Below are 24,247 nucleotides of genomic sequence, written 5' to 3' on the forward strand. Positions count from 1 at the left end.
CAACATGGCGGAAACCACACGGGTCACGGTCCAAGCGGTCTCACCGGCGGCGACAGATCCCTTTACGGTCGACGGCGTGCAGCTGGGGTCGCGGCTGATCATGGGCACCGGCGGGGCGCCGAGCCTGGACGGTCTGGGGGCCGCGCTGCTGGCCTCCGGCACCGAGCTGACCACCGTCGCGATGCGGCGCTACTCGCCCGCGGAAGCCGGGTCGCTGTTCCAGCTGCTGCTGGACCACAACATCCGGGTGCTGCCCAATACCGCGGGCTGCTTCACCGCCAAGGACGCCGTGCTGACGGCCGAACTGGCCCGCGAAGCCCTCGAAACGGACTGGGTGAAGCTGGAAGTCATAGCGGACGAGCACACCCTGCTGCCGGATGCCGTGGAACTCGTCGAGGCCACCGAACTGCTCGTGGGCCGCGGGTTCAAGGTCTTTGCCTACACCAATGACGACCCGGTGCTGGCCCTGCGGCTGGAAAACCTTGGCGCCGCCGCGGTGATGCCCCTGGGCGCGCCGATCGGTACCGGCCTGGGCATCCTGAATCCGCACAACATCGAGCTGATCGTTTCGCGGGCCTCCGTGCCCGTGGTCCTGGACGCCGGGATCGGCACCGCCTCCGACGCCGCCCTGGCCATGGAGCTTGGCTGCGACGCCGTGCTGCTGGCCACGGCCGTGACCCGCGCGCAGAATCCGGTGCTGATGGGGGAGGCCTTCAAGCACGCGGTGATCGCCGGTAGGCTGGCCAAAAGGGCCGGCAGGATCCCGCGCCGGGAGCACGCTCTGGCGTCCTCGGCAATGGAGGGCCGGGCCGAATTCCTCTAGGGCCGGACCAGCCCAGCCCGCACACCCTGCGGTCGGGGCCATGCAGCGGAAGGCCCGGCCCGACGCAGCAAAGGAGCCCGCCATGGCAACCCCCGACGACATCCTCAACGAGAGCCAGGTCGACGCCGCCCTGGCAGAGCTGCCGGACTGGAGATACCGGCTCGGTGGTCTCGTCACGGCCTACAAGGCACCGACGGCGGCCGCGGCGCTGGAGCTGATTGCCGCCGTCGGACGCTTGGCCGAGGAGCAGAACCACCACCCGGACCTGGATTGGCGCTACAACCGGGTCTTCCTGCGTTACAGCTCCCACGACGCCGGGGACGAGGTCACACGGCGGGACGTCGCGGCCGCAGCTGCCGCCGGTGCGGCAGCAGCCGGAGTCGGCGCCACCGCGGAACCGGGCCTGTACCGGACTGTGGAGGTGGCCATCGACTCCGAGGATCCGGCCGCCATCGCGGAGGTCTGGCGGGTGGCCCTCGGCTACCGCCGGGGCGGCGCGAATGACCTGGTGGACCCGTTCGGGCGTGGCCCTACGCTCTGGTTCCAGGAGACATCCACTCCCAGCCCCAACCGGGTGCACCTGGATATTCACCGAAGCAGGGCCGAGTCGGGGCCCGTGCTGGCGAAAACTGCGGCCGCCGGGGCGTTAATGAACCGTGACCACGCACCCAACTGGGTGGTGGTCACGGATGCGCAGGGAAACCAGCTGTGCCTGTGCACCGAAGCCGGCCACGGAGCCGGTGTGCCGGAGGCATGAGCTCCGGCAACCGGCCCGCTGCCCGGCGGGCTAGTAGCGCAGGATGGCGGTGAGCCGGGCGGTGTCGCGGCTGGTGCGGGTTTTGCCGAGGTACAGCACGGCCGCCACGGAGGCGGCGGCGCCCAGGACCATGGGCAGCACCCATGGAATCCAGGTCAGCCCCGGCTGGTAGCCGAGCCCGGCGGCCATGAAGGCGATCCAGCTCAGCATCCCGACGGTTAGTGATACCCCGGCCGGCACGGCGATGCCGTACTTGGCGTGGCGCTTGTCGTTGGCCCACACCACAAAGCCCGCGGCCACGGTTACCAGGGCGACCACAATCAGGGAAAGCACGTCGGGACTCCTTGCGGATCGGGGGACCGGCCGGCAGCGGTGCTGCCGGCGCGCAGGTGGGGCTGGTGGTTAGAGCGCGCCGAAACCGACGCGGCGTGTTTCCTCGGCGCCGATTTCAACATAGCCCAGGACGTTCGCGGGAATGATGATCTGGCGGCCCTTTTCGTCGGTCAGGCGCAGCTCCGTGCCCTTCGCGATGGCCTCGCCTACCACTTTGGCAACGGCGTCGGCCTCTTGGGCCGATTCCAGGACAATTTCGCGGCCGATGTTCTGTATGCCGATCTTTACTTCCACAGCAAGGCCTCCCAGCCAATCAAAGTTCGTCTCTTCGGTGTTATCTCTATTTGTAGTCTAGGTTTCCTTGGGGAAGCGGGAGATTCCGCGCCAAGCTAAACGGTAGATGAGATCGCTGGCCACATCGAGGTCAAGATTCCCGTCGGTTTCCAGCCAGTACCGGGCGCTGACCTGAGCCATTCCGGCGAGACCGCGGCCCAGCAGCTGGGATTCCAGTTCGGGCAGCTTGGTGTCCTCGGCGATGACCCGGGCGACGGCGTCGGCGAAGGTTTTGTTGAAGGCTTCCAGCCGTGCACTGACATCGGCGTCATTGACGAGGTCGGATTCGAAAACGAGGCGGTGGGCCTGGTCGTCGCTGGCGATGAAGCGGAAGTAGGCCCGCATGACCGCCTGGACGCGCTCATCGTTGTCCGTAGTGGAATTCAGGGCCCCGAGCAGCAGCCCGATCAGTTTGCTCAGCTGGCTGTCCAGCAGGGCCATATACAGCTCGCGTTTGGACGGGAAGTGCTGGTACAGCACCGGCTTGCTGACGTGGGCGGTCTCGGCTATTTCGTCCATCGCGGCCCCGTGGTAGCCGTTGGCAACGAACACTTCCTGGGCCGCCGCGAGCAGCTGTGCCCGGCGCTCATCGCGGGGTAGCCGCGCCGATCGCTGTCCGCTGCGTGCCGGGACGTCCGGTGACTTTCCGGCATGACCCCGCTCAACCGGTGCCTGATGAACCACTGTGGGCCTTCTTTCCTTGCTGTTACGTCCACTTTACGTGCCGGTAATATGACCTGGCGGCATCTTCGGGCATAGATTGAAGTATGGCCTCCAAGTTCACCCCCAGCCCAGCCTCCGCAGCTCCGGAAACAGTATCCGGGGCGCCCGGACCGCTGGTGGAACCGGCCGACGGCTTGAGCCCGGATGAGGTGGAGCGCTACTCCCGGCACCTGATTATTCCGGAGATCGGGTCGATCGGGCAGCTCCGCCTGAAGAACGCCAAGGTCCTTGTGATCGGCGCCGGCGGCCTGGGCTCTCCCGCGCTGCTGTACCTGGCGGCTGCAGGGGTGGGAACGCTGGGAATCGTCGACGACGACACCGTGGACCTGAGCAACCTCCAGCGCCAGGTGATCCACGGCGTGGCGGACGTGGGCCGGCCCAAGATCGAGTCGGCGCGCGACGCCATTGCGGCCCTGAACCCGCTCGTGGAGGTCCGGCTGCACAATGTCCGGCTGGACGCCTCCAACGCCCTGGAACTGTTTGCCGGCTACGACCTCATCCTTGACGGCGCCGACAACTTCGCCACCCGCTACCTCGTGAACGACGCCGCGGCGATCCTCGGCAAACCCTACGTCTGGGGTTCGATTTTCCGCTTCGACGGGCAGGTCAGCGTCTTCTGGGAACAATTCGGCCCCACTTACCGGGACCTGTACCCGGAGGCGCCGCCCGCGGGCTCGGTGCCGTCCTGCGGGGAAGGCGGTGTGTTCGGGATGCTCTGCGCCGCCGTGGGTTCGCTCATGGTGACGGAGGCCGTCAAACTGATCACCGGGGTCGGGCGTTCCCTGCTGGGCCGCGTGGCGCTTTTCGACGCCCTTGGCGGGACCTGGCGCGAAATCAGGGTCTCCCGGGATCCGGAAGCGGAGCGGATCACGGAACTGACCGACTATGAGGCTTTCTGCGGTATCACCCCGGCCGCGGAGGCGGGCACCGAACACACCGTGACGGCAACGCAACTGGCCACGATGCTGGCCTCCCGCACGGCCGGACTCAAGGACTTCCACCTCGTCGATGTGCGGGAAACGGGGGAGTACGACATCGTCCGGATCGACGGGGCCGTGCTGATCCCGCAGGGCCGGATCCTGGCCGGCGAGGCCTGGCACGAGCTGCCGCAGGACTCGGACATCGTGTTCCACTGCAAGGCCGGGACCCGGTCCGCGGCCGTCCTCGCCGCCGCCCGGGCGGCCGGCTATGAGCGCGTCAGCCACCTCGACGGCGGAATCCTGGCCTGGGTGCGGGACGTGGAACCGGACAAGCCGGTCTACTGACCAGGTCAGCTTGAAGTGAAGCCGATGAGTTGCGGCCAGTGAAATTAGCCATGACCCGGACTCCGCCGTCTGGAGACAAACGCTACGCAGGGGCACTGTCGGTAGCCCTGCGTGGTCGGCCGCCACGGTCCTTTCCGGCTTCGCTGCGGGAATATAGCGATTGGTCGGCATCAATAGGGATGGATTCGTCGAGCCCACCCGATTCCTCGCCCATAAGAGCAAGGCCGCTGACAAGGCGTGAGCGGCTCAGCTCGAGTCGCATGCCCTGCGGTACTGATAGCGGCATTTGGTGCCCAGGAAAGTCGCGCGGCACCGGAGTGAAAGGGATCTCGAAGTCAGTGTCATGAGAGGTCATGACGGTATTCTCGCGGCGTTGACCGCACGGAAGCACCACCAACGCGGACGGGTTTCGCTCAGGGGTCCCCTAACGAACCATGCGGATGGCTTCAGTGCTGGTAAGTCTCTTGGTCGTCGTCTTCGTGTACCCTCGTGGAATCGATAGCCGGGGGGCAGCGACATGACACGTTATCCATTTCCGGTTATTGCCGCCGTGGTCGGCGCAGCACTGCTGCTGGGCGGCTGCTCGGGCCAAGCCGGGCTAAAGGCCTTGGACCGTGCCGCGACGCCGGAAGACAAGCTGCCGCCAGGCGTCACCCTCCAACACAACGTGAGGGCGGACAGCGCCCGCCTGCTCGCCACCCGGGATGGTGTCAGGTACTTTGCCGCTGAAAATGACGATGCCACGGTGGCCTGCGTGGCCGTTGTCCCGCCAGGTGAGGATCCCCGGTGGATTGCCGGCTGCAGCAGATCGAACACCATCGGCCGGATCGTCGAGGTCTCGAGTGGGCAGTGCATCGTCCACCATGCTGATCACGGACGGCTTCGACACCCGCAAACTGGAATCGGAAGGGTGGTCCAAGGTCACCGAGAACATTCTCGTCTCAGGTCGTTAGCGATCAGTGCCCCGGACTCCCGCTTGGGGAACGCTCAGTGCAACAGATTTTCTCGAATCTCTGTGCCGGCATCGCACCGGCGGGCCGCGCCGGTGCAGTAGGGAGCGGCACGTGGTTCCTGGAATCTTTGATGGTTGGAATAGCTTCTCTGCCGGGCTCAGCATTCGCTCGCTCACGCGAGCGGCATCACAACAACCATGTCGGCTACTCTTCCCGCTCCTCCTAATTGCCCAACGCGTAGTCCAGAGAAGGTACCTCACCGACAATCGCGCGGTCATCGCCAGTCCATCAAAACTGTCGTAGCCATCTTCTAGTCTGGATTCATGGAAAGAACGGTTTGGAGTGCGGAGGCCAGGGAGGCGCTGGCGGCTGTCGCGGCGTCCGTTGCTGCGCTGGCTGTTTTCGCTTCGGGCGGGGACGGCGCTGATCGGTCCGGCGCAGATCCGCTTCGGGGTGCCGAGTCTGATCCGTTGTGTGCCGATCCGTTGCGGGCTGATCCGTTGCGGGAGCTGGCGGATGGTTGCCTGGACGGTATGACCGGCGTGGCGCGGGTGGAGGCCGGGATGGCCGCGCTGAAGGTTTGGCTGACCGCGGACTACGCGGAGGCGGCCCGGGCGCTGGCGTCCCCGGCAGCGTCCCTGCGGGACCACACTGTCCAGGAGATGGCTTTGGTGGCCGAGGTCGCGGGTGTCCTGACGGTCGGTGAACACGCCGCCGGTGCCCTGCTGGGTGAGAGCCAGGCTCTGACGACGTCGCTGCCCTTGACCCTGGGAGCTTTGCAGGCCGGGACGATCTCCTGGGCCCACGCACGGATCATGGTGGACGAAGCCAGCAACCTGGATCCGGCCGGCGCGGCCGCATTGGAGGCGCACTTTCTGGACCCCTCCGAGCCCAACCCGGCCCGGGGGTGCCCGGCCGGGGACCTCGTGCCGGGACGGTTCCGCGCCAAGGCCCGCGCCTGGCGGGAACGCCACCACCCGGTCAGTATCGAAAAACGGCACACCAGGTGCGCTGCGGACCGGCGGGTCGAATACTGCCCGGACCGGGACGGGATGGCCTGGCTCTCGGCGTACCTCCCGGCCGACACCGCTGCGGGGATCTGGGAACGGACCACCGCCGCGGCCCGGGCCCTGCAGGGCCCGGAGGAGCCCCGCACTCTGACCCAGCTCCGCGCCGACATCGCCGCCACCTTGCTCCTCACCAGCAACACCACCGGCGCCACCACCGGCACTTCGGGCGGACCGGCAGACAGTGCTATTGCCGGCGGCGGCACCGGGACCGACGGAGGCAACAGCGCCGACGGAGGGGGCTGCGGGGGCGCATGCGGGGGTGTGCCGGTCCCGCGGGCGCAGGTCCTGGTCACCGTCCCGGTCCTGTCCCTCCTCGGTGCCGGGGAGGAACCGGCGACCCTCGACGGGTACGGGCCGATTCCGCCGTCGATGGCCCGCCGCCTGGTCGCCGACGGTGCGGGTTCCTTCTACCGGGTCCTGACGGATCCGCGGGACGGGGCGCCGCTGGAAATCGGCCGGACCAGCTACCGGCTCACCAAAGCTATGCGCCACTGGCTCCGGCTCCGCGACGGCAAATGCCCCTTCCCGGGCTGCAACAACCACTCGTTGGACAACGACGCCGACCACCTTCTGGCCTGGGCCGACGGCGGCACCACCGGAATCTCCAACCTCGGACAGCCCTGCCACAAGCACCACCGGCTGAAACACGGCTCCGGCTGGACACCATCCGGGGCCAGCAATCACAGCCCGCCGGGCTGGACTTCACCCTCAGGCCGGCACTATCCCAGCGAACAGCAGGACTGGGAACCACCCGACTGGCCACCCGGCATCCCGGCCACCGACACACTCCCGGACCCAGGACTGGACGAAAGTCTGCCCGCGGATCCAGGCTGGGATCCCGATCTGGACCTGCCCGCTGAGCCGGGCCGGGATCCAAACCTGGAACTGCCCGCGGAGCCGGGTTGGGATCCCGATTTGGACCTGCCCGCTGAGCCGGGCCGGGATCCAAACCTGGAACTGCCGCCGGATCTCTTCACAGACTGGTACTTATGCACGGCCGGGCACCCGTGGCCGCCGTAGACTCCGGCCGCCAGGGCCTGTCTCTGAATTAACGCGTGCCGGGTTGGCGTGGAGGACCATGTCGCCGACTGTCGTCTGGCCGATGCCCAAGAGCTCGGATCGAATCCTTGATGCCGAGTTTCGACGGGAAGCCGTCGCGGCAGGGTCGTTCTCGGCGTTCGTTTTCCGCGTCAGGCAACAGGCTAGCGCCGTCGGGCGGTTCAGCCTGCGAGAAGCGTCGCTTAGGCGATTTCCCGCACGCCGCCCGGTGCGGGACGGTCCTGGTGTTCAACAGGGCATTCGGCGGCAGCTTTGGCCACGGGCGGTTCAACCGTGATTCCGTACAGCGCCTCAAGGGCGGCCACGTAGTCTTCCTGCTGACCGTTGGCGGCGAGCTCGCGGGCCCGGACCGTGGGGACGTGCAGCAGCTGCTTGACCATCCGGCGGAGCGCGAACTCGACTTCCTCCGCCGCGGCGGTGCAGCCGTGGCGGGCCCGGACCTTTTCCATCTCCGCGTCAAGCACGTTCATGGTGTGCCGGCGCAGGGCGACAATGGCCGAGTCCACCGAGCGGGCCTCGCGTTCCTGTTCGAACGCGCTGGCCGCACCGGCAACAATGCTGCTCGCCTGGGCCAGCGACTCGGCCTGCTCCTGCGGGGCGGCCAGGCGGACCGATTCCAGCGTGAGCAGCTCGACGCCGTCGAGTCCGCCGACGGCGGGATCGAAATCGTGCGTGAGGGCCAGATCGATGGCGATCAGCGGCTGGGGCGAGAACGCCCGGACCCTGGCCAGCTCTGACGCTTCCACGCGGGTGTCCGCCCCGCTGCAGCCGATCATGACGTCGGCGGCGGCGACGGCGGCCGGGAGGCTGTCGCCGTCGAGTGCGGTCCCGCCGCGGGTGGCGACGAAACCGGCGGCACGGCCGGAGGAGGAGTAGACGGAGACATCCGTGCAGCCGCGCTCACGCAGCAGCGACATGGTGGCGCCGGCATAGGCGCCGGTGCCGAACACCACGACCTTTTTCGTGGACCAGTCGGGGACTTCGGACAACTCGGTCGCGAGGTCCAGGGCCACGGAGACCACCGAGAGGCCGCGGGCGCCGAGGGCGGTCTGGGCCCCGACGTCCTTGGCGGTTTTCGACGCCGCCTGGAAGAGCCTGACGAGGCCGGCGCTGGCCGTGCCTTGGTGCTGGGCCGTAATCAGGGCCCGGCGGACCTGGCCGGCGATTTCGCGTTCGCCGACGACGGCGGAGTCCAGCCCGGAGCTGACGGAGAAGAGGTGCCGGGTGACGTCCGAGCCCGTGCGGGTGCTGAAGGAGCGCGCCACGAGCTGTTCGTTGAGTCCGGTGGAGCCGCTGAGCTGGGCGATGAGAGCCAGGCGGGCGTCTTCGACGTCGTCGTGCCGGGGCGCTTCACCGTAGATTTCGAAGCGGTTGCACGTGGCAAGGACAATGGCACCCGCCACGGCCGGCGACCCGGCGAGGGCGGATGTGGCGAGCTCGGAAGCACCGGTGCTCAATTGAGCAACGGTCTCGAGGTCGATGTCGGCGTGGGTCGCCACCAGAGAAAAAAGAACCACAGCATCACAATCATAGCTTTTTCGTTCCGGTGTAGAACAACAGCCCGGCGTGCGACTGCACACGCGGGGCTGTGATTCGCGCCACGGCCGGGGCGCAGCCCGGGTCACTGTCCGTGTCGGTGACAGGCTGTCGTTATCTTTTGGGGCTGATTTTCGGCACAATCGAAGGCATGACTCCTCGCGCTGCGGCAACTCCTGAACTCTCCGGCCTTGACGCCGGGCACCCTCTGATGGACGGCCGCACCGCGGACTCCCCGCTGATCACCGCTTACCGCGGCGGGAAGCCCTCCCGCCGTCCGGTGTGGTTCATGCGGCAGGCCGGCCGCTCGCTGCCCGAATACCTCAAGCTGCGCGAGGGGGTCGCCATGCTGGACTCCTGCCTGCGCCCCGAACTGGCCTCCGAGATCACGCTGCAGCCGGTCCGCCGCCACGACGTCGACGCCGCCATCTTCTTCTCGGACATCGTCATTCCGCTTAAGCTGGCCGGAGTCGGCGTGGATATCGTCCCCGGCGTCGGACCCGTGCTGGAGAAGCCGGTCCGCACCGCGGCCGATGTCGCCGCCCTGCCCCAGCTCACCTGGGAAGCCCTCGAGCCCATCCGCGAGGCCGTCCGCCTCACCGTGGCCCAGCTGGGGAAGACCCCGCTGATCGGATTCGCCGGCGCACCGTTCACGCTCGCGGCGTACATGGTGGAAGGGAAGCCTTCCCGCGACCACCTCGGCCCGCGCACCATGATGCACGCCGACCCGGAGACCTGGACCGCGCTGGCCAACTGGGCCGCGGACGCCTCCGGCATGTTCCTCCGCGCCCAGCTGGAAGCGGGTGCCTCCGCGGGCCAGCTCTTCGACTCCTGGGCAGGCTCCCTCGGCCTGGCCGACTACAAACGCTTCGTCGCCCCGGCCTCCTCCCGCGCCCTGGACCACGTGCGTGACCTCGGCGCCCCGCTGATCCACTTCGGCACCGGCACCTCGGAGCTGCTCGTCGCTATGCGCGACGTCGGCGTCGACGTCGTCGGGGTGGACTACCGGCTGCCGATGGACGAAGCCAACCGCCGGCTGGGCGGCACGGTGCCGCTGCAGGGCAACATCGACCCCGCCCTGCTGTCCGCGCCGTGGGAGGTGCTGGAAGCCCACGTCCGCGAAGTCATCGCCGCCGGCGCCTCAGCCCCCGGCCACGTGCTGAACCTCGGCCACGGCGTGCCGCCGGACACCGATCCCGATGTGTTGACGCGCGTCGTTAAACTCATCCACTCGATCTCCCCGGAGTAAGCGCGTGGAGGCTGCCCGCACCGACCGGGATACCGCAGCGCCCACCGCCGTGGTGGTGGGCGGCGGGATCTCCGGCCTGTTGGCCGCGCGGGAACTGGCCCGCGCCGGCGTCCGCACCACGGTCCTGGAGGCCTCCGGCGCGTGGGGCGGCTGCGTCGGCAGCCATGTGGTGGCCGGCCTGACCCTTGACAGCGGCGCCGAGTCCTTCGCCACACGCTCCTCCGCCGTGGCGGATCTCGCCGCCGAACTGGACCTGGCCGGAATGATCGTCGCCCCGCAGCCGGGCGGGGCGTGGGTCCAGTTGCCGGACGGCCCGCGCGAACTTCCCCGCACCGGCGTCCTGGGCATCCCCGCCAACCCCTGGGACCCTGAAGTCCGCCGCACCCTCGGCCTCCTCGGTTCGCTCCGGGCCTCGCTCGACAAGCTCCTGCCCGCCTCGCTGGGTACCCGGGCCGAGGCCACGAGCGTCTCGGCGCTGGTCCGTGCACGGATGGGGCGGCGCGTGCTCCAACGGCTTGTGGCGCCCGTCGTCGGCGGAGTCCACTCCGCGGACCCGGATGTCCTCGACATCGACATGGTGGCCCCCGGACTGCGCGCCGGGATCCGGGACCACGGCTCCCTCGCCGCCGCCGTTGGGGCGCAACGCCGTGGGACCCCGGCTGGGGGAGCGGCGGTCCCCGGGGCGGCGTCGTCCGGGGTGCAGAAGGCGGGATCAGCCGTCGCAGGGTTGCGTGGCGGGATGCACACTCTGATCCCGGCTCTGCTGTCCGATCTGCGCAGCCTGGGCGTGACGCTGCTTGGTGGCACCCGGGCCGGCGCCGTGGAGCGCACGGCCGACGGCTGGCGGGTTTCCGCGGGTGGCACCGCCTACGACGCCGGGCTCCTGGTCGTCGCCGTGGAGGGCCCTGCCGCCATCGAACTGCTCGCCGGCGCCCTGCCGGAGCTGGCCGGCCGCCGCCCCGAGCCCGGCCCCGACGTCAGCCTGGTCACACTCGTGGTGGACCTGCCCCGGCTCGACGCCCGCCCGCGGGGAACCGGAATCCTGGTCGCGCCGCAGAGCCCCGGAGTCCAGGCCAAGGCACTCACCCACGCCACCGCCAAATGGGAGTGGCTGGCAGCGCAGACCGGCCCCGGTACCCACGTCGTCCGGCTGTCCTACGGGCGCGGTGACACCCGGCACGGGGCCACGGTCCGCCCGGAACCCGGCACCGACAGTGAGCTGTTCGAGGCTGCCCTAAACGACGCCTCCATGCTGCTGTCCGTTCCGGTCACCGCCGGCGACGTGGTCGACTGGGACGTTGTCCGCTGGGGCGGCGCGCTGCCCTTCGCTTCGCTCGGACACAAGCGCCGCGTCGCGGACGTGCGCAGCATCTGCGCGGCGGACGGCACCCTGGCGGTGGTGGGCGGCTGGCTCTCCGGCAACGGCCTGGCGGCGATCGTGGCCGACACACCGAAGCAGGTCCGCCAGCTGCTGTCCTGAGCGGCGCCGGAGCCCGTCATCCGGGCGCCCTGCAGGCGGCCCGGAGACCCACAACCGGGTAGCCACAAACAGGCGGAAACGGCAAATTTTCCCCCGTGTCCGCTGACAGCTAAGGTCGGTGACCATGGTTACTCACAGGTCCAATGTCCAAAAAACGCGGGCCGGTCACCATGGGGGACTTCGGGGCGGCACGGCAGCTGCTGCGCTCGGAGTGGTGCTGGCTCTTTCCGCAGGTGCGCCTGCCGCGCAAGCGGCCACGGGCGTCTCCGCTTCCGCCTCAGTTCCCGCCGCGACGGACCTGCGGTCCCTTGACCTCGCCGGCGTGGTTGACGGCCTGCTGGCGCCGTCGAAGCACCCCACACCCAGCCCCTCGCCCTCGAGTCCCTCGCCGCAGCCGACCTCCTCCGAGGAGCCGGACGAGCCGGAGCCAAGCCGCAGCCCGAGGCCGACGCCCACGCGGACCGTCACTCCGCAGCCCGTGGCACCGGCCGTGCCGGCTGTGCCAGCGTTGCCGGCGGTGCCGCAGCCCGCCACTCCTGCTCCTGCCCCGCCTGCGGTTCCCGTCCCGGGCCGGTCCGTTGCGGAACCGGTACCGGCCGCCGAAGTTCCCGCCGAAACCGAGGCCCCCACCGAAACCCCGGCATCGCCGTCGAACACGGCCGCTGCATCTGCGACAGCCACGGCATCCACCGCGACACCGCCGGCCACGCCCCGCTCCGGGAGCACCTCGATGGAGGCGACATCGACCCGGGAACCTGCCGGACCCTCGCCCCTGCTCGGCCTGGGCATCGGCCTCGTGGCACTGTCCGGGATCGCCGGCGTCGTGGTCCTGCGGTTGCGCCGGGTCTGACGTCCCGAACGCGTCCCCGCACCGGGTGCGGAATCCGGCGCCGGAATCCCCAACGATGTGAAATAAAGCACTTCTACGCACTGTAGAAGTGCTTTATTTCGACTTCATTGGGGGTAGGGGGCAGACTGGTATCCATGAGCCACACTTCTGCCGAAACTGTCACTAAAACTGAATCAGCCAGCGAAGAATCAGCCGAGCAGTTCTTCACCCTCTGGACGGTTTTCAAGCGCTCCGCCGACGTCCTCCGCAGCGGCGATGCTGCCGGGGAATATGACGCCCTCACCGCACGGCTGGCCGGGGCCGGCGTGGTCCACCGCGGCAGCTACGACGTTTCAGCGATGCGCGCAGACGCCGACATCATGGTCTGGCTGCACGGCCCCCAGCCGGAGGCCCTGCAGCGCGCGGTCCGCGACATCCGCCGCAGCGAGCTGTTCCGCGGCACCGAGATCGCCTGGTCCGCGATGGGGGTGCACCGGGAGGCCGAGTTCGCCAAGAACCACACTCCCGCGTTTTCCCGCGGGGTGGAGCCGGCAGAGTGGCTCTGCGTCTACCCCTTCGTCCGCTCCTACGAGTGGTACCTGCTGCCGGACGCCGAACGCGGCGCGATGCTGCGTGACCACGGTCTGCTGGGCCGGGACTTCCCCCAGGTCATCTCCAACACGGTGTCCTCCTTCGCCCTCGGCGACTGGGAATGGATCCTGGGCCTGGAAGCCCCCGAACTGGTGGACCTTGTGGACCTGATGCGCCACCTGCGCGCCACCGAAGCCCGCCACCACGTCCGCGAAGAGATCCCGTTCTACACCGGCCGCCGGGTAAGCGCCGCCGAGATTGCCGAGGTACTTTCATGAGCCCGCTCGATCCCCAGGACGCTGCCGCAGCAGACACCACCATCAACGAGGTGACCGAAGCCGGCAGGATGGCCCCCAAGGACTACGACGCCGTGCTGCTCGCCTCCTTCGGTGGCCCCGAAGGCCAGGATGACGTCCTGCCGTTCCTGCGCAACGTCACCCGCGGCCGCGGCATCCCGGACGAGCGCCTCGAAGAGGTCTCGCACCACTACCGCGCCAACGGCGGCATCAGCCCCATCAACCAACAGAACCGCGAGCTCAAGGCCGGCATCGAGGCCGAACTCGCCACCCGCGGCATCGACCTGCCCGTCTTCTGGGGCAACCGCAACTGGGCCCCCTACATCCCGCAGACCCTCCAGGACATCTACGACGCCGGGCACCGCAAGGTCCTGATGGTGACCACCAGCGCCTACTCCTGCTACTCCAGCTGCCGCCAGTATCGGGAGGACATCGGCATCGCGCTGACCGAAACCGGCCTCGACGGTAAGCTCGCGGTCGACAAGGTCCGCCAGTACTTCGACCACCCCGGTTTCGTCGAGCCGTTCGTTGAAGGCACCGCCGCCGGCCTTGCCGACGTCCGCGCCCAGCTGGCCGCGGCCGGCACCCCGGACGCGCCGGTCCACATCCTGTTCGCCACGCACTCCATCCCCACCCGTGACGCCGAAGCAGCGGGCCGCTCCGACGCCGAACCGCGCCACTTCGAGGAAGACTCCGCCTACGTCGCACAGCATCTTGCCTCCGGCACCGAGGTCATCCGCCGGGTGGAGGCCGCGACCGGCGACACGGCCCCCTGGTCCCTCGTTTACCAGTCCCGCTCCGGGGCCCCGCACGTGCCGTGGCTGGAACCGGACATCAACGACGCCATCGAGGAACTCGCCGGACAGGGCGTCAAGGGCATCGTGATCGTGCCGCTCGGCTTCGTCAGCGACCACATGGAAGTTGTCTGGGACCTCGACACCGAAGCCCTGGAAACCTGCGCCAAGCTGGACCTGGCCGCAACGCGGGTCCCCACGCCCGGGACGCACCGCAAATTCGTTGGCGGGATCGTGGACCTGATCTGCGAGCGGACCGCCGCCAACAACATCGCCGACCGCCCGCACCTGACAAAGCTCGGCCCCTGGTACGACGTCTGCCGTCCGGGCTGCTGCGCCAACTTCCGCGGCGAAAAGCCGACCATCTCGGGCGCCGACACCACCGTCGGCACCGGACACGACCCCTACCCGGCCGCCGCCGGCACACCCGCCCCGGCGGCGGATCAGGTCGCACCGTGACCGTCCGGATCGGAACCCGCGCCAGCAAACTGGCCCTCACCCAGACGCAGCAGACCGCGGACCAGCTGGCCGCCGTGGGCGGCTTCCCGGTCGAGCTGGTCCACATCCGCACCGAGGGAGACGTCCTCACCGGGTCGCTGTCCCAGATGGGCGGCACCGGCGTCTTCGTCGCTGCCCTGCGCGATGCCCTGCTGCAGGACCGCTGCGACGTGGCGGTGCACTCGCTCAAGGACCTTCCCACCGGGGCAGCCCTCGGGCTGACGCTCGCGGCGACGCCGAAACGCGCCGACGTCCGCGATGTGCTCTGCGCCCGCGACGGGCTCAAGCTCGCCGACCTGCCCACCGGCGCCACGGTTGGCACGGGCTCGCCGCGGCGCGCAGCCCAGCTGCGGGCCGCCCGCCCGGACCTGGACATCCGCGACATCCGCGGCAACGTGGACACCCGGCTCGGCCGTGTCCCCGGGCTGCCGGGCAACAGCACCGATGCTGTGGTGGAAGGCAAGAGCTGCGATCTCGACGCCGTCGTGCTCGCCGCCGCCGGACTGCACCGGATCGGCCGGCTCGACGCCGTCAGCGAGTACCTCGAGACCGAGGTGATGCTGCCCGCCGCCGGGCAGGGTTCCCTCGCGATCGAATGCCGCACCGCTGATGCACCCCGCAAGGCGGGATCCACCGAAGGCTCGCAGGGCGTGCTGGCACAGGCCCTCGCCGCCCTCGACGACCCCGACACCCGGCTTGCCGTCACCGCCGAACGGGCGCTCCTGGCCCGCCTCGAAGCCGGCTGCGCCGCGCCGGTGGGCGCCTACGCCTTCCGCAAGGGCAGCCTGCTGCACCTTGAGGCCGTGGTTTGCGCCGTCGACGGAACAGCCACGGTCCGGGACAAAAAAGCCACCGACGGACTGACCGAGGTCGGGGCCACCCTGCTCGGGATCGAGCTCGCCGAAGTCCTGCTGGCCCGCGGCGCCGCTGACATCGCGGACCTGGCCGCATCCTGAACGGCGGATTCCATCAGGTCATGGGACGGCGCGGCGGCCGCAACGACACGGACGGGCAAGTTGGGATGAGGGTGCCCGAGGGCGCCCGGGTTCTCGTCGCGCGCAGCCCGGACCGTGCAGGGGACCTGGTTGCGGCGCTGCGCAAGGTGGGCGCCGATCCGATGCTGCTGCCGCTCATCGACTTTGAGCTCGCCAGTGACCAGCACTCCCTGGATGTTGCCTTCGACGCCCTCGGCGCCGGTGCCTACGCGTGGCTCGTGGTCAGCAGCGTGACCACGGTCCAGGCGCTCGAGGCCAAGGCCACCGAGCGGGGAACCACGCTCAGCAGCTGGCTGCCAGGCAGTCTCCTCGTGGCCACGATCGGGCCCGCGACACGCCGTTCCCTCGAGTCCCGGGGAGTTGCCGTCGATCTGGCGCCCACGGGGCAGCAGTCCGGCGCGGGACTGCTCGATATCTGGCCCGAACACCAGGGCAGCGTCCTGCTGCCGCAGGCCGATATCGCCGACCCCCGGCTCCGCCGCGGGCTGGAAGCCCGGGGTGCCTTCGTGCAGGCCGTGACCGCGTACCGCACCGTGGATTACCCGGCCGACCCGGGCCGGAGCCTCGCCGCGTACCAGCCCGCCATGCCCCACGGGCACAATGCAGCCGCCGGCGCGCACGGGGACCAAGCAGCCGCCGTGCTCACCCCGGACCAGGCGAAAACTGAAATCAGCGCCGGCCGGCTCGACGCCGTCGTCGCCGCTTCCCCGAGCGCGGCCCGGCGCATCCACGAGGACCTCGCCCCGCTGGGTGGCTGCCGCTTCGTCGCAATCGGACGGTCGACCGCCGCCGAGGCGGAACTCCTCGGCCTTACCGTCGCCGCTGTCGCCGAGGAACCCACCGCCTCCGGACTGGTCGCCGCCGTCGTCCGGTCCCTGGCAAGCCAGCCCCAGCCGTCCCCGCCACATCAGCCAGTCGCAGAGCCCACCGCAAAGGACACCGTATGAGCTTCCCGACCCACCGCCCCCGCCGGCTCCGCACCACCCCGGCCATGCGCCGGCTGACCGCCGAACACCGCCTCTCGGCCTCGGAACTCATCCTGCCCGCCTTCATCCGGGAAGGCCTGGCCGAGCCGAACCCCATCGCCTCGATGCCCGGCGTCCAGCAGCACACCACGGACACGCTGAAGCGCGCCGCGGCCGAAGCCGTGCAGCTCGGCGTCGGCGGCATCATGCTCTTCGGGATCCCCGCCGTCCGCGACGCCGCCGGCACCGCCTCCCTGGACCCCGACGGCGTGCTGAACAAGGCCATCCGGGACGTCCGCGCCGAGGTCGGGGACGACCTCGTCATCATGAGCGACGTCTGCCTGGACGAATTCACCGACCACGGGCACTGCGGGGTCCTCGACGCCCACGGCTACGTGGACAACGACGCCACGCTGGAAATTTACGGCCGGATGGCCGTGGCCCAGGCGGACGCCGGCGCCCACGTCCTGGGCCCGTCCGGGATGATGGACGGCCAGGTCGGCGTGATCCGGCAGGCCCTCGAGGATGCCGGCCACGTCAATACCGCGGTCGTCGCTTACGCCGCGAAATACGCGTCGGCGTTCTACGGGCCGTTCCGCGAAGCCGTGGATTCCCAGCTCAAGGGCGACCGCCGCACCTACCAGATGGACGCCGCGAACCGCCGCGAGGCGATCCTCGAAGTCGAACTGGACCTCGCCGAGGGCGCCGACATGGTCATGGTCAAGCCCGCCATGAGCTACCTCGACATCCTCGCCGACGTCGCCGCCATGAGTCCCGTGCCGGTCGCCGCCTACCAGATCTCCGGCGAGTACTCGATGATCGAGGCCGCCGCCGCCAACGGCTGGATCGACCGCCGGGCCGCGATCACCGAATCCGTGCTGGGCATCAAACGCGCCGGGGCCAACATGGTCCTGACGTACTGGGCAAGCGAACTCGCCGGCTGGCTGAAGGAGTCCTGATGAGCGCATCGACCGGCCCGGCCTCCGGGTCCAACCCCACCGCCCCGGTGGGCCCGGGCCGGGTCCTGCTGGGCCTCAACACGTTCGGCGACGTCGGGGTCTTCCCCGACGGCAACCCCGTCCCGCATGCCCAGGTGCTGCGCCAGCTGCTGGAACAGGCCGAACTCGCGGACGAAGTGGGACTCCATGCCTTCGGCGTGGGGGAGCACCACCGCCGCGACTTCGCGGTGTCCGCCCCCGAGGTGTTCCTCGCCGCGGCGGCCGCCCGGACCAAGAGAATCCGGCTCGGCTCCGCCGTCACCGTCCTGAGCTCCGATGACCCCCTCCGCGTGTTCCAGCGTTTCTCCACCGTCGACGCCCTCTCCAACGGCCGGGCCGAGGTCATGCTGGGCCGCGGCTCCTTCATCGAGTCCTTCCCGCTCTTCGGCCTCGACCTGGCCGACTACGAGGTCCTGTTCGAGGAGAAGCTTGAGCTCTTCGACAAGGCCCGCGCCCAGAAGCCCATCCACTGGGAGGGCCGCACCCGTCCGGCCATCAACGGGCTGAGCGCCTACCCGCCGCTTGAACACCACCTGCTGCCCGCCTGGATCGGGGTCGGCGGTACGCCCGAATCGGTGCTCCGCTGCGCCGAGTACGGTTACCCGATCATCTTCGCGATCATCGGCGGACAGCCCCGGTCCTTCGCGCCGCTGGCGAACCTCTACCGTGAGGCGATGGCGAAATACGGCCACCCGATGCAGCAGATGGCCACGCATTCACCCGGCCACGTTGCCGAGACCGACGAGGAGGCGCGGGAGGAGTTCTTCCCGCACTGGCTTAGCCAGCGCAACCTGATCGGCGCCGAGCGCGGCTGGGGCCCGGGCAACCGGGCAGAGTTCGACGCCATGTGCACCCCCGAGGGCGCCCTGTACGTCGGATCCCCGGACACCGTGGCCGCGAAGATCGCGCTGCTCAAGAAGAATCTGGCCGTGGACCGCTTCGACCTCAAATACAGCAACGGCACTCTGCCGCACAAGGCGATGATGCGCTCGATCGAGCTGTTCGGCACCGAGGTGGCCCCCCGGGTGGCCACCCGGCTGGCCGCGGCCTCCCCGCTGAATTGAACTGAAAGAATAGGACTCATGACTTCCAGCCACCCTCGCAACGAGGAACTCTTCAACCGCGCCCGCCAGCTGATGCCCGGCGGCGTGAACTCGCCCGTCCGCGCCTTCGGCTCCGTCGGCGGGACGCCGCGTTTTATGGTCTCCGCCAAGGGCCCCTACTTGACCGATGCCGACGGCGCTGAATACGTCGACCTGGTCTGTTCCTGGGGCCCGGCGCTGCTGGGACATGCCCATCCGGCGGTCCTCGCCGCCGTGCACGCCGCGGTGGACCGCGGACTGTCCTTCGGGGCGTCCACCCCGGACGAGGCGAACCTCGCCGCGATCGTCCAGGAACGCGTCCCCGCCGCCGAGCGCGTCCGGATGGTCTCCACCGGCACCGAGGCGACCATGACCGCCGTCCGGCTGGCCCGCGGCTTCACCGGCCGTGACCTCATCATCAAGTTTGCCGGCTGCTACCACGGCCACCTCGACGGGCTGCTCGCCGCGGCCGGCTCCGGGCTCGCCACCCTGGCGCTGCCGGGCTCCGCCGGCGTCACGGCCGCCACCGCCGCCGAGACCCTCGTGCTGCCCTACAACGACCTCGCCGCCGTCGAGGCCGCGTTCGCCAAGCACGGCGACAACATCGCCGCCGTCATCACCGAAGCGGCCCCTGCCAACATGGGTGTTGTCACCCCGGGTGAGGGCTTCAACGCGGGCCTGGCCCGGATCACGCGCGAACACGGTGCCCTGCTGATCCTCGACGAGGTCCTCACCGGCTTCCGGACCGGATACTCCGGCTACTGGGGACTCACCGGCGGCGCGGCCGACGCTGCCCAGCCGTGGACCCCGGACCTGCTCACTTTCGGCAAGGTCATCGGCGGCGGGATGCCGACGGCGGCCCTCGCCGGCCGCGCCGAGGTCATGGACTACCTCGCGCCGCTGGGCCCGGTGTACCAGGCGGGCACGCTGTCCGGAAACCCGGTGGCGATGGCTGCCGGCGTCGCGACCCTGACGCACGCGACCCCCGAGGTCTACTCCTTTGTGGACGCCCGCTCGCTGGAGCTCTCCGCGGCCCTGTCGGCGGCCCTGGAGACGGCAGGGGTGGACCACTCGATCCAGCGTGCCGGGAACCTGTTCTCGGTGGCCTTCGGCACGTCCGCCCGGGGAGTGCACAACTACGACGACGCCCAGGGCCAGGAAGCGTTCCGCTACGCGCCGTTCTTCCACTCCATGCTGGACTCCGGGGTGTACCTGCCGCCGTCGGTCTTCGAAGCCTGGTTCCTGTCCGCCGCGCACGACGACGCCGCGATGAACCGGATCTTCGACGCCCTGCCGGCCGCAGCCAAGGCCGCGGCCGCCGCGAAGGCCTAGCCCGATAGTTGCCTAGCCCCGAAGGCTGTACAGCAGCGGCCGCCGGTCCCGGGCGTGGTTAAACACTTGAGGCACCCGCCGCGGCGGGTGCCTCAAGTGTTTAAGCTGCAGTTCTGCGGATTACAGGACGTCCGAGAGGAAGCCCTGGAGCCGTTCCGTCTGTGGGTTCGTGAAGAGCTGTTCCGGCGGACCGGATTCCACGACGACACCGGCGTCCATAAAGGTGACGGTGTCCGAGACGTTGCGGGAGAAGCCCATCTCATGCGTCACAACAACCATGGTCATGCCGCCCTTGGCGAGGTCGGCCATCAAAGCCAGCACGCCCTTGACGAGCTCCGGGTCGAGGGCAGAGGTGGCCTCGTCGAAGAACATCACTTCCGGTTTCATGGCCAGCGCCCGCGCGATCGCCACCCGCTGCTGCTGCCCGCCGGACAGGTTGGCCGGACGGGCGTCCGCCTTGTGCTTGAGGCCGACGAGGTCGAGCTGCTCGAGGGCTTCGGCCCGCGCCTGATCGGCCGGGAGTTTGCGCAGCTTGCGCAGCGCGAGGGAGACGTTGTCCACCACGGTCTTGTGCGGGAACAGGTTGAACTGCTGGAACACCATTCCGATGCGCTGGCGCAGTTCATCCGGATTGTCTTTGAGCACTGACCGCCCGTCCAGCAGGATGTCGCCCTGGTCCGGTTCGATCAGGCGGTTCATCACCCGCAGGAGAGTGGACTTGCCGGAACCGGACGGGCCGATCACCGACGCGGTGGTGCCCTTCTCGACGTGCAGGTCAATGCCGCGGAGAACGTGGTTGGAGCCGAAGGACAGGTGCAGGTTCTTGCCGGTCAGCGAGCCGGAGGCGAATTCGCTCATGGCTGTGCTCCCTTCCCGATCAGGGCCGCGGCGTCGTCCGGCTGCTTCTTCTCCGGACGGCCGGTGCGCAGGCGGTTGTCGATGTAATTGACCAAGTGGGTGAGGGGAACGGTCAGCACGAGGTACAACGCAGCTGCAGCGATCAGGGGGGAGAGGTTCCCCGTGTTGGCTGCCGCGTCGTTGCCGATGCGGAAGATCTCCCGCTGGCTCGCGAGAAGACCCAGCAGATAGATCAGGGACGAGTCCTTGATCAGCGAAATGAACTGGTTCACGAGGGCCGGCAGCACGCGGCGGACGCCCTGCGGGATCACGACAAGACTCATCGAGGAGTTGTAGCTGAACCCCAGCGCCCGTGACGCTTCGAGCTGGCCCTTTTCCACGCTCTGGATGCCGGAGCGGAAGATCTCACCGATGTAGGCCGACGCCATGAGGGTCAGGGCCAGGATGCCGAGCGGGAACGGGTTCGTGGATCCGGTCAGCTGCCGGATGATGGGCCCGAGCCCGATTCCGATGAGCAGGATGACCACAATGGCCGGTACGCCGCGGAAGACGTCCGTGTAGATCCTGGACAGCCAGCGCAGCACAGTGTTGCGGGACGTGCCCATGATGGCCAGGATCATGCCCAGGATGCACCCGAGCACGCCCGAGGAAACCGCCAGGATCAGGGTGTTGGGCAGACCGACCGTGAGCATGGACGGTACGACAGCTGCCATCGCCTCCCAGTCAAAGAAGGTCTTTGCGAGTTGATCGAGTGCATCCATGGACTAGGACTTCGGGACGATGACAGCCTTGGAACCCGGGGACCACGTGTCCGGGGTTTCGCGGTCCGGGTACCATTCCTTGGTCAGCTTGGACCAGGTGCCATCGGCAATCACGGCGTCGAGGCCCGAGTTGAGGGCATCAACGAGTGCCTGGTTGTCCGAGTTCACGGCGTAGGCGGTGAAGTTCTGGGTGTTCACCACGGACTCGGCGATGACTGTGCCGTCGCCTTCCTTGACCTGGCCGGTGGCCTGCTGGGACGGAGCGACCCAGGCGTCCACCTGGCCGTTCTTCAGGTTGGCGTAGGCAGTGTTGTAGTCCTCAAAGCGGACCGGCTCGATCTGCAGGGTGTTGGTGACGTAGTCATCCTGCACCGTGCCCTGGACGACCGCGATGCGGGTGTCCTTGGTCAGGTCCTTGAAGCCCTTGACCTTGTCATCCTCCTTGGCGACAACGGCCATGTAGCCGAAGTCGTAGCCGTTGGTGAATCCGACCGTCTTGCGCCGGGCGTCCGTGGTGGAGATCGAGGAGGATCCGAGGTCGAACTGCTTGTTCTGGACCTGGGAGAGCAGCGACGCGAAGCCGGTGGACTTGAACTCAACCTCGAGGTCAAGCTTCGCCGCGATCGCGCGCAGCAGCTCGTTGTCGTAGCCGGTGAACTTGCCGGACTCGTCGATGAAGATATTCGGCGGGGCGTCCGAGAGGGTTCCGACGGTGAGGGTTCCCTCGCTCAGCAGGCCGAGCTGGGACTTGTCGATCTGGTCCAGGGGGGTGACGTCCGCGGTTGTGTACTTGTCCAGGGAAGTCTGGTCGCTGCCGGCGAGGGCATCGGTGGGCGTTCCGCTCGGGGCGGCCGCTCCGCCGCCGCACGCGGCCAGCGAGACGGCAACGGCGATCGCCACAGGAACCGTAGTCAGCCACTTCATGGCTTTGTTTTTCATCACGCAATCACTTTCATCGGACGACAGTGGGAGTCGGGGGTCGCGCAACGCCCCGGGCCTCGGCGCTTCGGCGCAGGCAGGGGCAGGCAAGCCTGCGAAATATAATTGTTTCACTTGGCACCATGGGTGCATGAATCCGAATTAGTGCGCGGTGCGGTCCGTCGCCACCGAATCCGCTTCAAGCGTGCGGTCAATCGTCGGCGATCTGGGCACCGCAGGACGGGCGGGGCGGAATGATTGCCGGAGGTGGCCATGGCCGCCGGCATGACCCGGATATGTGAGTTCCGTCGCAAACGCTGGAAATGCAGGCCGTGGAGGCTTATTCACAGGCCCAAAGTGCCCGAACGTTTCGTTTTAAGAAGCCGGGCCGCCCTAGAAGTCCCCGCGGCTGGCGTCCTCGGGCGGCAGCACCGGCCAGTCGCCTTCGATCACGGCGGCGGGCTTGGTCTTGCGCAGGTAGCTCTGGAAATCGGAGGCCTGGGCGGAGGCCCATTCGATCTGGAGCTGGTGCAGGTGGCTGGCCGGCATCCGGAGCTTGGGGAACTTCCCTGCCATGGCATCGAGCATGCGCAGGGTGGCCAGGGCGTCGGCTGCCGAGGTGTGGGCGTTGTCCAGGTTCACCCCGTACTCCTCGCAGAGGGCGGTCAGGGTCCGCTTGCCCTTGCGGTACCGGTCCACCTGCTTGTTCATGATGTACGGATCCAGTACCGGGAAGCGGGACAGCTGCGGCACACCGTAACGGGCCGACTCGGCGGCGAGCACGGTGAAGTCGTAGCTGGCGTTAAAGGCGATGACCGGCACTCCGGTGTCGAAGAGTTCTTGGAGCGCAGCGGCGACCTCCCGCGTCACGTCCGCGGCAGGACGGCCTTCGCTGCGGGCCCGCTCCGTCGTGACGCCGTGGATGTCGCTGGCCTCGGTCGGAATCTCAACCCCCGGATCCGCCATCCACTCGTGTTCCTTGACGATCCCGCCGTCGGCATCCACCACGGTGATGGACGCCGTGACGATCCGCGCGGAGCGGGAGTTCCGTCCGGTGGTTTCAAGGTCGAAGGCTGCGCGGGGGAGGGTGTTCCAAGTGCTCATGCTTCAACGCTACCTGCTGCCTCCGACAGAAATGCGCCACCACCCCGCGCCCCGGTCCGGTGTCACCGCACCGCGCCAAAGAATGCCCGGAAGGCCGACGGCGGCGCGCGCTCCGGCCGCCCGCTTGGAGCCCCGGCCGCTAGGCTGGTGTCATGCGGATGGAGTATGTGGAGGCGGTGCTGGATGTGGTGGCATTGATCCCCGCCGGCGCCGCGGTGGCGTACGGTGACGTCGCCGAACTCCTCGGCTCCGGCGGCGCCCGGCAGATCGGCTCCGTCATGAGCCACCACGGCAGCTCCGTGCCCTGGTGGCGGGTCCTGAAGGCCAGCGGTGACGCGCCCCCGGGGCACGAACGTGAGGCCCTCACCCTGTACATCCTGGAAGGGACCCCGCTGCTGGGAAATTATGCGGAGTACCTCCGAACCGGAGAGGGACGCTGGCGCGTGGACCTGATGGCGGCCCGCTGGGCACCGAGCGACGGTGATTTCGACCGGGTTGACGCCGTGGCCGAGCGGCTGGAGCGGTCCTTGCGCAAACTGTCGGCCCCGAATGATGAAATGACTGTGTGAGCATCCCGAGCAGCAACCCCGAGTCCCTCCAGCCCACATCGACACAGCCCACATCGACACAGCCAACATCGACACA

At 68.8% G+C, this 24,247-nt stretch carries 23 protein-coding genes; 15 read left to right on the forward strand and 8 right to left on the reverse strand.

Annotated features, from left to right (window positions below; genetic code table 11):
- Positions 1-4: 4 nt before the first annotated feature.
- Positions 5-823: a thiazole synthase gene (locus ABIB29_RS02070; RefSeq protein WP_354169608.1), complete on the forward strand. Its 819-nt coding sequence runs from the start codon at positions 5-7 to the stop codon at positions 821-823.
- Between the two features lie 82 nt (positions 824-905).
- Positions 906-1,580, forward strand: coding sequence for a 4a-hydroxytetrahydrobiopterin dehydratase (locus ABIB29_RS02075; RefSeq protein ID WP_354169610.1), 675 nt, complete (start codon positions 906-908; stop codon positions 1,578-1,580).
- Between the two features lie 30 nt (positions 1,581-1,610).
- Here the strand turns inward: ABIB29_RS02075 and ABIB29_RS02080 are convergent, their stop codons facing one another.
- From ABIB29_RS02080 to ABIB29_RS02090, 3 genes are all read right to left on the reverse strand, one after another.
- Positions 1,611-1,913 carry a hypothetical protein gene (locus tag ABIB29_RS02080; RefSeq protein ID WP_354169612.1) on the reverse strand — a complete coding sequence of 101 codons (303 nt, stop codon included), beginning with the start codon at positions 1,911-1,913 and terminating at the stop codon, positions 1,611-1,613.
- Between the two features lie 69 nt (positions 1,914-1,982).
- Positions 1,983-2,207 carry a DUF3107 domain-containing protein gene (locus ABIB29_RS02085; RefSeq protein ID WP_354169613.1) on the reverse strand — a complete coding sequence of 75 codons (225 nt, stop codon included), beginning with the start codon at positions 2,205-2,207 and terminating at the stop codon, positions 1,983-1,985.
- 57 nt (positions 2,208-2,264) lie between these two features.
- Positions 2,265-2,930: a TetR/AcrR family transcriptional regulator gene (locus ABIB29_RS02090; protein ID WP_354169615.1), complete on the reverse strand. Its 666-nt coding sequence runs from the start codon at positions 2,928-2,930 to the stop codon at positions 2,265-2,267.
- A gap of 83 nt (positions 2,931-3,013) precedes the next feature.
- Here ABIB29_RS02090 and moeB point away from each other — a divergent pair, with 83 nt between their 5' ends.
- Positions 3,014-4,234: a molybdopterin-synthase adenylyltransferase MoeB gene (gene moeB, locus ABIB29_RS02095; RefSeq protein WP_354169616.1), complete on the forward strand. Its 1,221-nt coding sequence runs from the start codon at positions 3,014-3,016 to the stop codon at positions 4,232-4,234.
- A gap of 1,276 nt (positions 4,235-5,510) precedes the next feature.
- A complete protein-coding gene (locus tag ABIB29_RS02100; protein ID WP_354169618.1) occupies positions 5,511-7,277 on the forward strand; it encodes an HNH endonuclease signature motif containing protein in 1,767 nt (588 codons plus the stop codon).
- A 221-nt stretch (positions 7,278-7,498) separates the two neighbouring features.
- Here the strand turns inward: ABIB29_RS02100 and ABIB29_RS02105 are convergent, their stop codons facing one another.
- The gene (locus ABIB29_RS02105; RefSeq protein WP_354169620.1) at positions 7,499-8,833 is read right to left on the reverse strand and encodes a glutamyl-tRNA reductase; all 1,335 of its coding nucleotides are present in this window, start codon (positions 8,831-8,833) and stop codon (positions 7,499-7,501) included.
- Between the two features lie 170 nt (positions 8,834-9,003).
- Here ABIB29_RS02105 and hemE point away from each other — a divergent pair, with 170 nt between their 5' ends.
- The 10 genes from hemE to hemL all read left to right on the forward strand — a co-directional run bounded on the left by hemE (position 9,004) and on the right by hemL (position 19,961).
- Positions 9,004-10,101 (forward strand): uroporphyrinogen decarboxylase, encoded by a 1,098-nt coding sequence (gene hemE, locus ABIB29_RS02110; RefSeq protein ID WP_354169622.1) that lies wholly within the window; start codon positions 9,004-9,006, stop codon positions 10,099-10,101.
- 4 nt (positions 10,102-10,105) lie between these two features.
- Positions 10,106-11,581 carry a protoporphyrinogen oxidase gene (hemG, locus tag ABIB29_RS02115; protein WP_354169623.1) on the forward strand — a complete coding sequence of 492 codons (1,476 nt, stop codon included), beginning with the start codon at positions 10,106-10,108 and terminating at the stop codon, positions 11,579-11,581.
- A gap of 124 nt (positions 11,582-11,705) precedes the next feature.
- On the forward strand, positions 11,706-12,431 hold the full coding sequence (locus ABIB29_RS02120; RefSeq protein WP_354169625.1) for a hypothetical protein: 726 nt from the start codon (positions 11,706-11,708) through the stop codon (positions 12,429-12,431).
- Between the two features lie 134 nt (positions 12,432-12,565).
- Positions 12,566-13,279, forward strand: a complete 714-nt coding sequence (gene hemQ / locus ABIB29_RS02125; RefSeq protein ID WP_354169627.1) for a hydrogen peroxide-dependent heme synthase — start codon at positions 12,566-12,568, stop codon at positions 13,277-13,279.
- Positions 13,276-14,550, forward strand: a complete 1,275-nt coding sequence (locus ABIB29_RS02130; RefSeq protein ID WP_354169629.1) for a ferrochelatase — start codon at positions 13,276-13,278, stop codon at positions 14,548-14,550. Before hemQ ends, ABIB29_RS02130 begins: the two co-directional genes overlap by 4 nt.
- Positions 14,547-15,545, forward strand: a complete 999-nt coding sequence (hemC, locus tag ABIB29_RS02135; RefSeq protein ID WP_354169631.1) for a hydroxymethylbilane synthase — start codon at positions 14,547-14,549, stop codon at positions 15,543-15,545. The genes ABIB29_RS02130 and hemC overlap by 4 nt, the downstream gene beginning before the upstream one ends.
- 65 nt (positions 15,546-15,610) lie before the next feature.
- Positions 15,611-16,531 carry a uroporphyrinogen-III synthase gene (locus tag ABIB29_RS02140; RefSeq protein WP_354169633.1) on the forward strand — a complete coding sequence of 307 codons (921 nt, stop codon included), beginning with the start codon at positions 15,611-15,613 and terminating at the stop codon, positions 16,529-16,531.
- A complete protein-coding gene (gene hemB, locus ABIB29_RS02145; RefSeq protein WP_354169635.1) occupies positions 16,528-17,508 on the forward strand; it encodes a porphobilinogen synthase in 981 nt (326 codons plus the stop codon). Before ABIB29_RS02140 ends, hemB begins: the two co-directional genes overlap by 4 nt.
- Positions 17,508-18,611, forward strand: a complete 1,104-nt coding sequence (locus ABIB29_RS02150; RefSeq protein ID WP_354169637.1) for an LLM class flavin-dependent oxidoreductase — start codon at positions 17,508-17,510, stop codon at positions 18,609-18,611. The genes hemB and ABIB29_RS02150 overlap by 1 nt, the downstream gene beginning before the upstream one ends.
- Before the next feature lie 18 nt (positions 18,612-18,629).
- Entirely contained in the window at positions 18,630-19,961 is a 1,332-nt protein-coding gene (gene hemL / locus ABIB29_RS02155; protein WP_354169639.1) for a glutamate-1-semialdehyde 2,1-aminomutase, read from the forward strand.
- Between the two features lie 120 nt (positions 19,962-20,081).
- Here hemL and ABIB29_RS02160 read toward each other — a convergent pair whose 3' ends face one another.
- From ABIB29_RS02160 to ABIB29_RS02175, 4 genes are all read right to left on the reverse strand, one after another.
- A complete protein-coding gene (locus ABIB29_RS02160) occupies positions 20,082-20,819 on the reverse strand; it encodes an amino acid ABC transporter ATP-binding protein (RefSeq protein WP_354169641.1) in 738 nt (245 codons plus the stop codon).
- Positions 20,816-21,580 (reverse strand): amino acid ABC transporter permease, encoded by a 765-nt coding sequence (locus ABIB29_RS02165; protein WP_354169643.1) that lies wholly within the window; start codon positions 21,578-21,580, stop codon positions 20,816-20,818. Before ABIB29_RS02165 ends, ABIB29_RS02160 begins: the two co-directional genes overlap by 4 nt.
- Before the next feature lie 3 nt (positions 21,581-21,583).
- The gene (locus ABIB29_RS02170; RefSeq protein WP_354170275.1) at positions 21,584-22,519 is read right to left on the reverse strand and encodes a substrate-binding periplasmic protein; all 936 of its coding nucleotides are present in this window, start codon (positions 22,517-22,519) and stop codon (positions 21,584-21,586) included.
- A gap of 372 nt (positions 22,520-22,891) precedes the next feature.
- Positions 22,892-23,602 carry a 3'-5' exonuclease gene (locus tag ABIB29_RS02175; protein ID WP_354169644.1) on the reverse strand — a complete coding sequence of 237 codons (711 nt, stop codon included), beginning with the start codon at positions 23,600-23,602 and terminating at the stop codon, positions 22,892-22,894.
- Positions 23,603-23,754: 152 nt separating this feature from the next.
- Here ABIB29_RS02175 and ABIB29_RS02180 point away from each other — a divergent pair, with 152 nt between their 5' ends.
- Positions 23,755-24,171, forward strand: a complete 417-nt coding sequence (locus ABIB29_RS02180) for an MGMT family protein (protein ID WP_354169646.1) — start codon at positions 23,755-23,757, stop codon at positions 24,169-24,171.
- The last annotated feature ends 76 nt before the right edge of the window (positions 24,172-24,247 follow it).

The organism is Arthrobacter sp. UYEF36, from assembly GCF_040547025.1.
GTDB lineage: Bacteria > Actinomycetota > Actinomycetes > Actinomycetales > Micrococcaceae > Arthrobacter.

Excerpts from the sequence above, each read along its gene's own strand:
- ABIB29_RS02070 (WP_354169608.1), top strand. The coding sequence starts at position 5 with ATGGCGGAAACCACACGGGTCACGGTCCAAGCGGTCTCACCGGCGGCG.
- ABIB29_RS02075 (WP_354169610.1), top strand. The coding sequence starts at position 906 with ATGGCAACCCCCGACGACATCCTCAACGAGAGCCAGGTCGACGCCGCC.
- moeB (WP_354169616.1), top strand. The coding sequence starts at position 3,014 with ATGGCCTCCAAGTTCACCCCCAGCCCAGCCTCCGCAGCTCCGGAAACA.
- ABIB29_RS02100 (WP_354169618.1), top strand. The coding sequence starts at position 5,511 with ATGGAAAGAACGGTTTGGAGTGCGGAGGCCAGGGAGGCGCTGGCGGCT.
- hemE (WP_354169622.1), top strand. The coding sequence starts at position 9,004 with ATGACTCCTCGCGCTGCGGCAACTCCTGAACTCTCCGGCCTTGACGCC.
- ABIB29_RS02120 (WP_354169625.1), top strand. The coding sequence starts at position 11,706 with ATGGTTACTCACAGGTCCAATGTCCAAAAAACGCGGGCCGGTCACCAT.
- hemQ (WP_354169627.1), top strand. The coding sequence starts at position 12,566 with ATGAGCCACACTTCTGCCGAAACTGTCACTAAAACTGAATCAGCCAGC.
- ABIB29_RS02130 (WP_354169629.1), top strand. The coding sequence starts at position 13,276 with ATGAGCCCGCTCGATCCCCAGGACGCTGCCGCAGCAGACACCACCATC.
- ABIB29_RS02140 (WP_354169633.1), top strand. The coding sequence starts at position 15,611 with ATGAGGGTGCCCGAGGGCGCCCGGGTTCTCGTCGCGCGCAGCCCGGAC.
- hemB (WP_354169635.1), top strand. The coding sequence starts at position 16,528 with ATGAGCTTCCCGACCCACCGCCCCCGCCGGCTCCGCACCACCCCGGCC.
- ABIB29_RS02150 (WP_354169637.1), top strand. The coding sequence starts at position 17,508 with ATGAGCGCATCGACCGGCCCGGCCTCCGGGTCCAACCCCACCGCCCCG.
- hemL (WP_354169639.1), top strand. The coding sequence starts at position 18,630 with ATGACTTCCAGCCACCCTCGCAACGAGGAACTCTTCAACCGCGCCCGC.
- ABIB29_RS02160 (WP_354169641.1), bottom strand. The coding sequence starts at position 20,819 with ATGAGCGAATTCGCCTCCGGCTCGCTGACCGGCAAGAACCTGCACCTG.
- ABIB29_RS02165 (WP_354169643.1), bottom strand. The coding sequence starts at position 21,580 with ATGGATGCACTCGATCAACTCGCAAAGACCTTCTTTGACTGGGAGGCG.
- ABIB29_RS02170 (WP_354170275.1), bottom strand. The coding sequence starts at position 22,519 with ATGAAAAACAAAGCCATGAAGTGGCTGACTACGGTTCCTGTGGCGATC.
- ABIB29_RS02175 (WP_354169644.1), bottom strand. The coding sequence starts at position 23,602 with ATGAGCACTTGGAACACCCTCCCCCGCGCAGCCTTCGACCTTGAAACC.
- ABIB29_RS02180 (WP_354169646.1), top strand. The coding sequence starts at position 23,755 with ATGCGGATGGAGTATGTGGAGGCGGTGCTGGATGTGGTGGCATTGATC.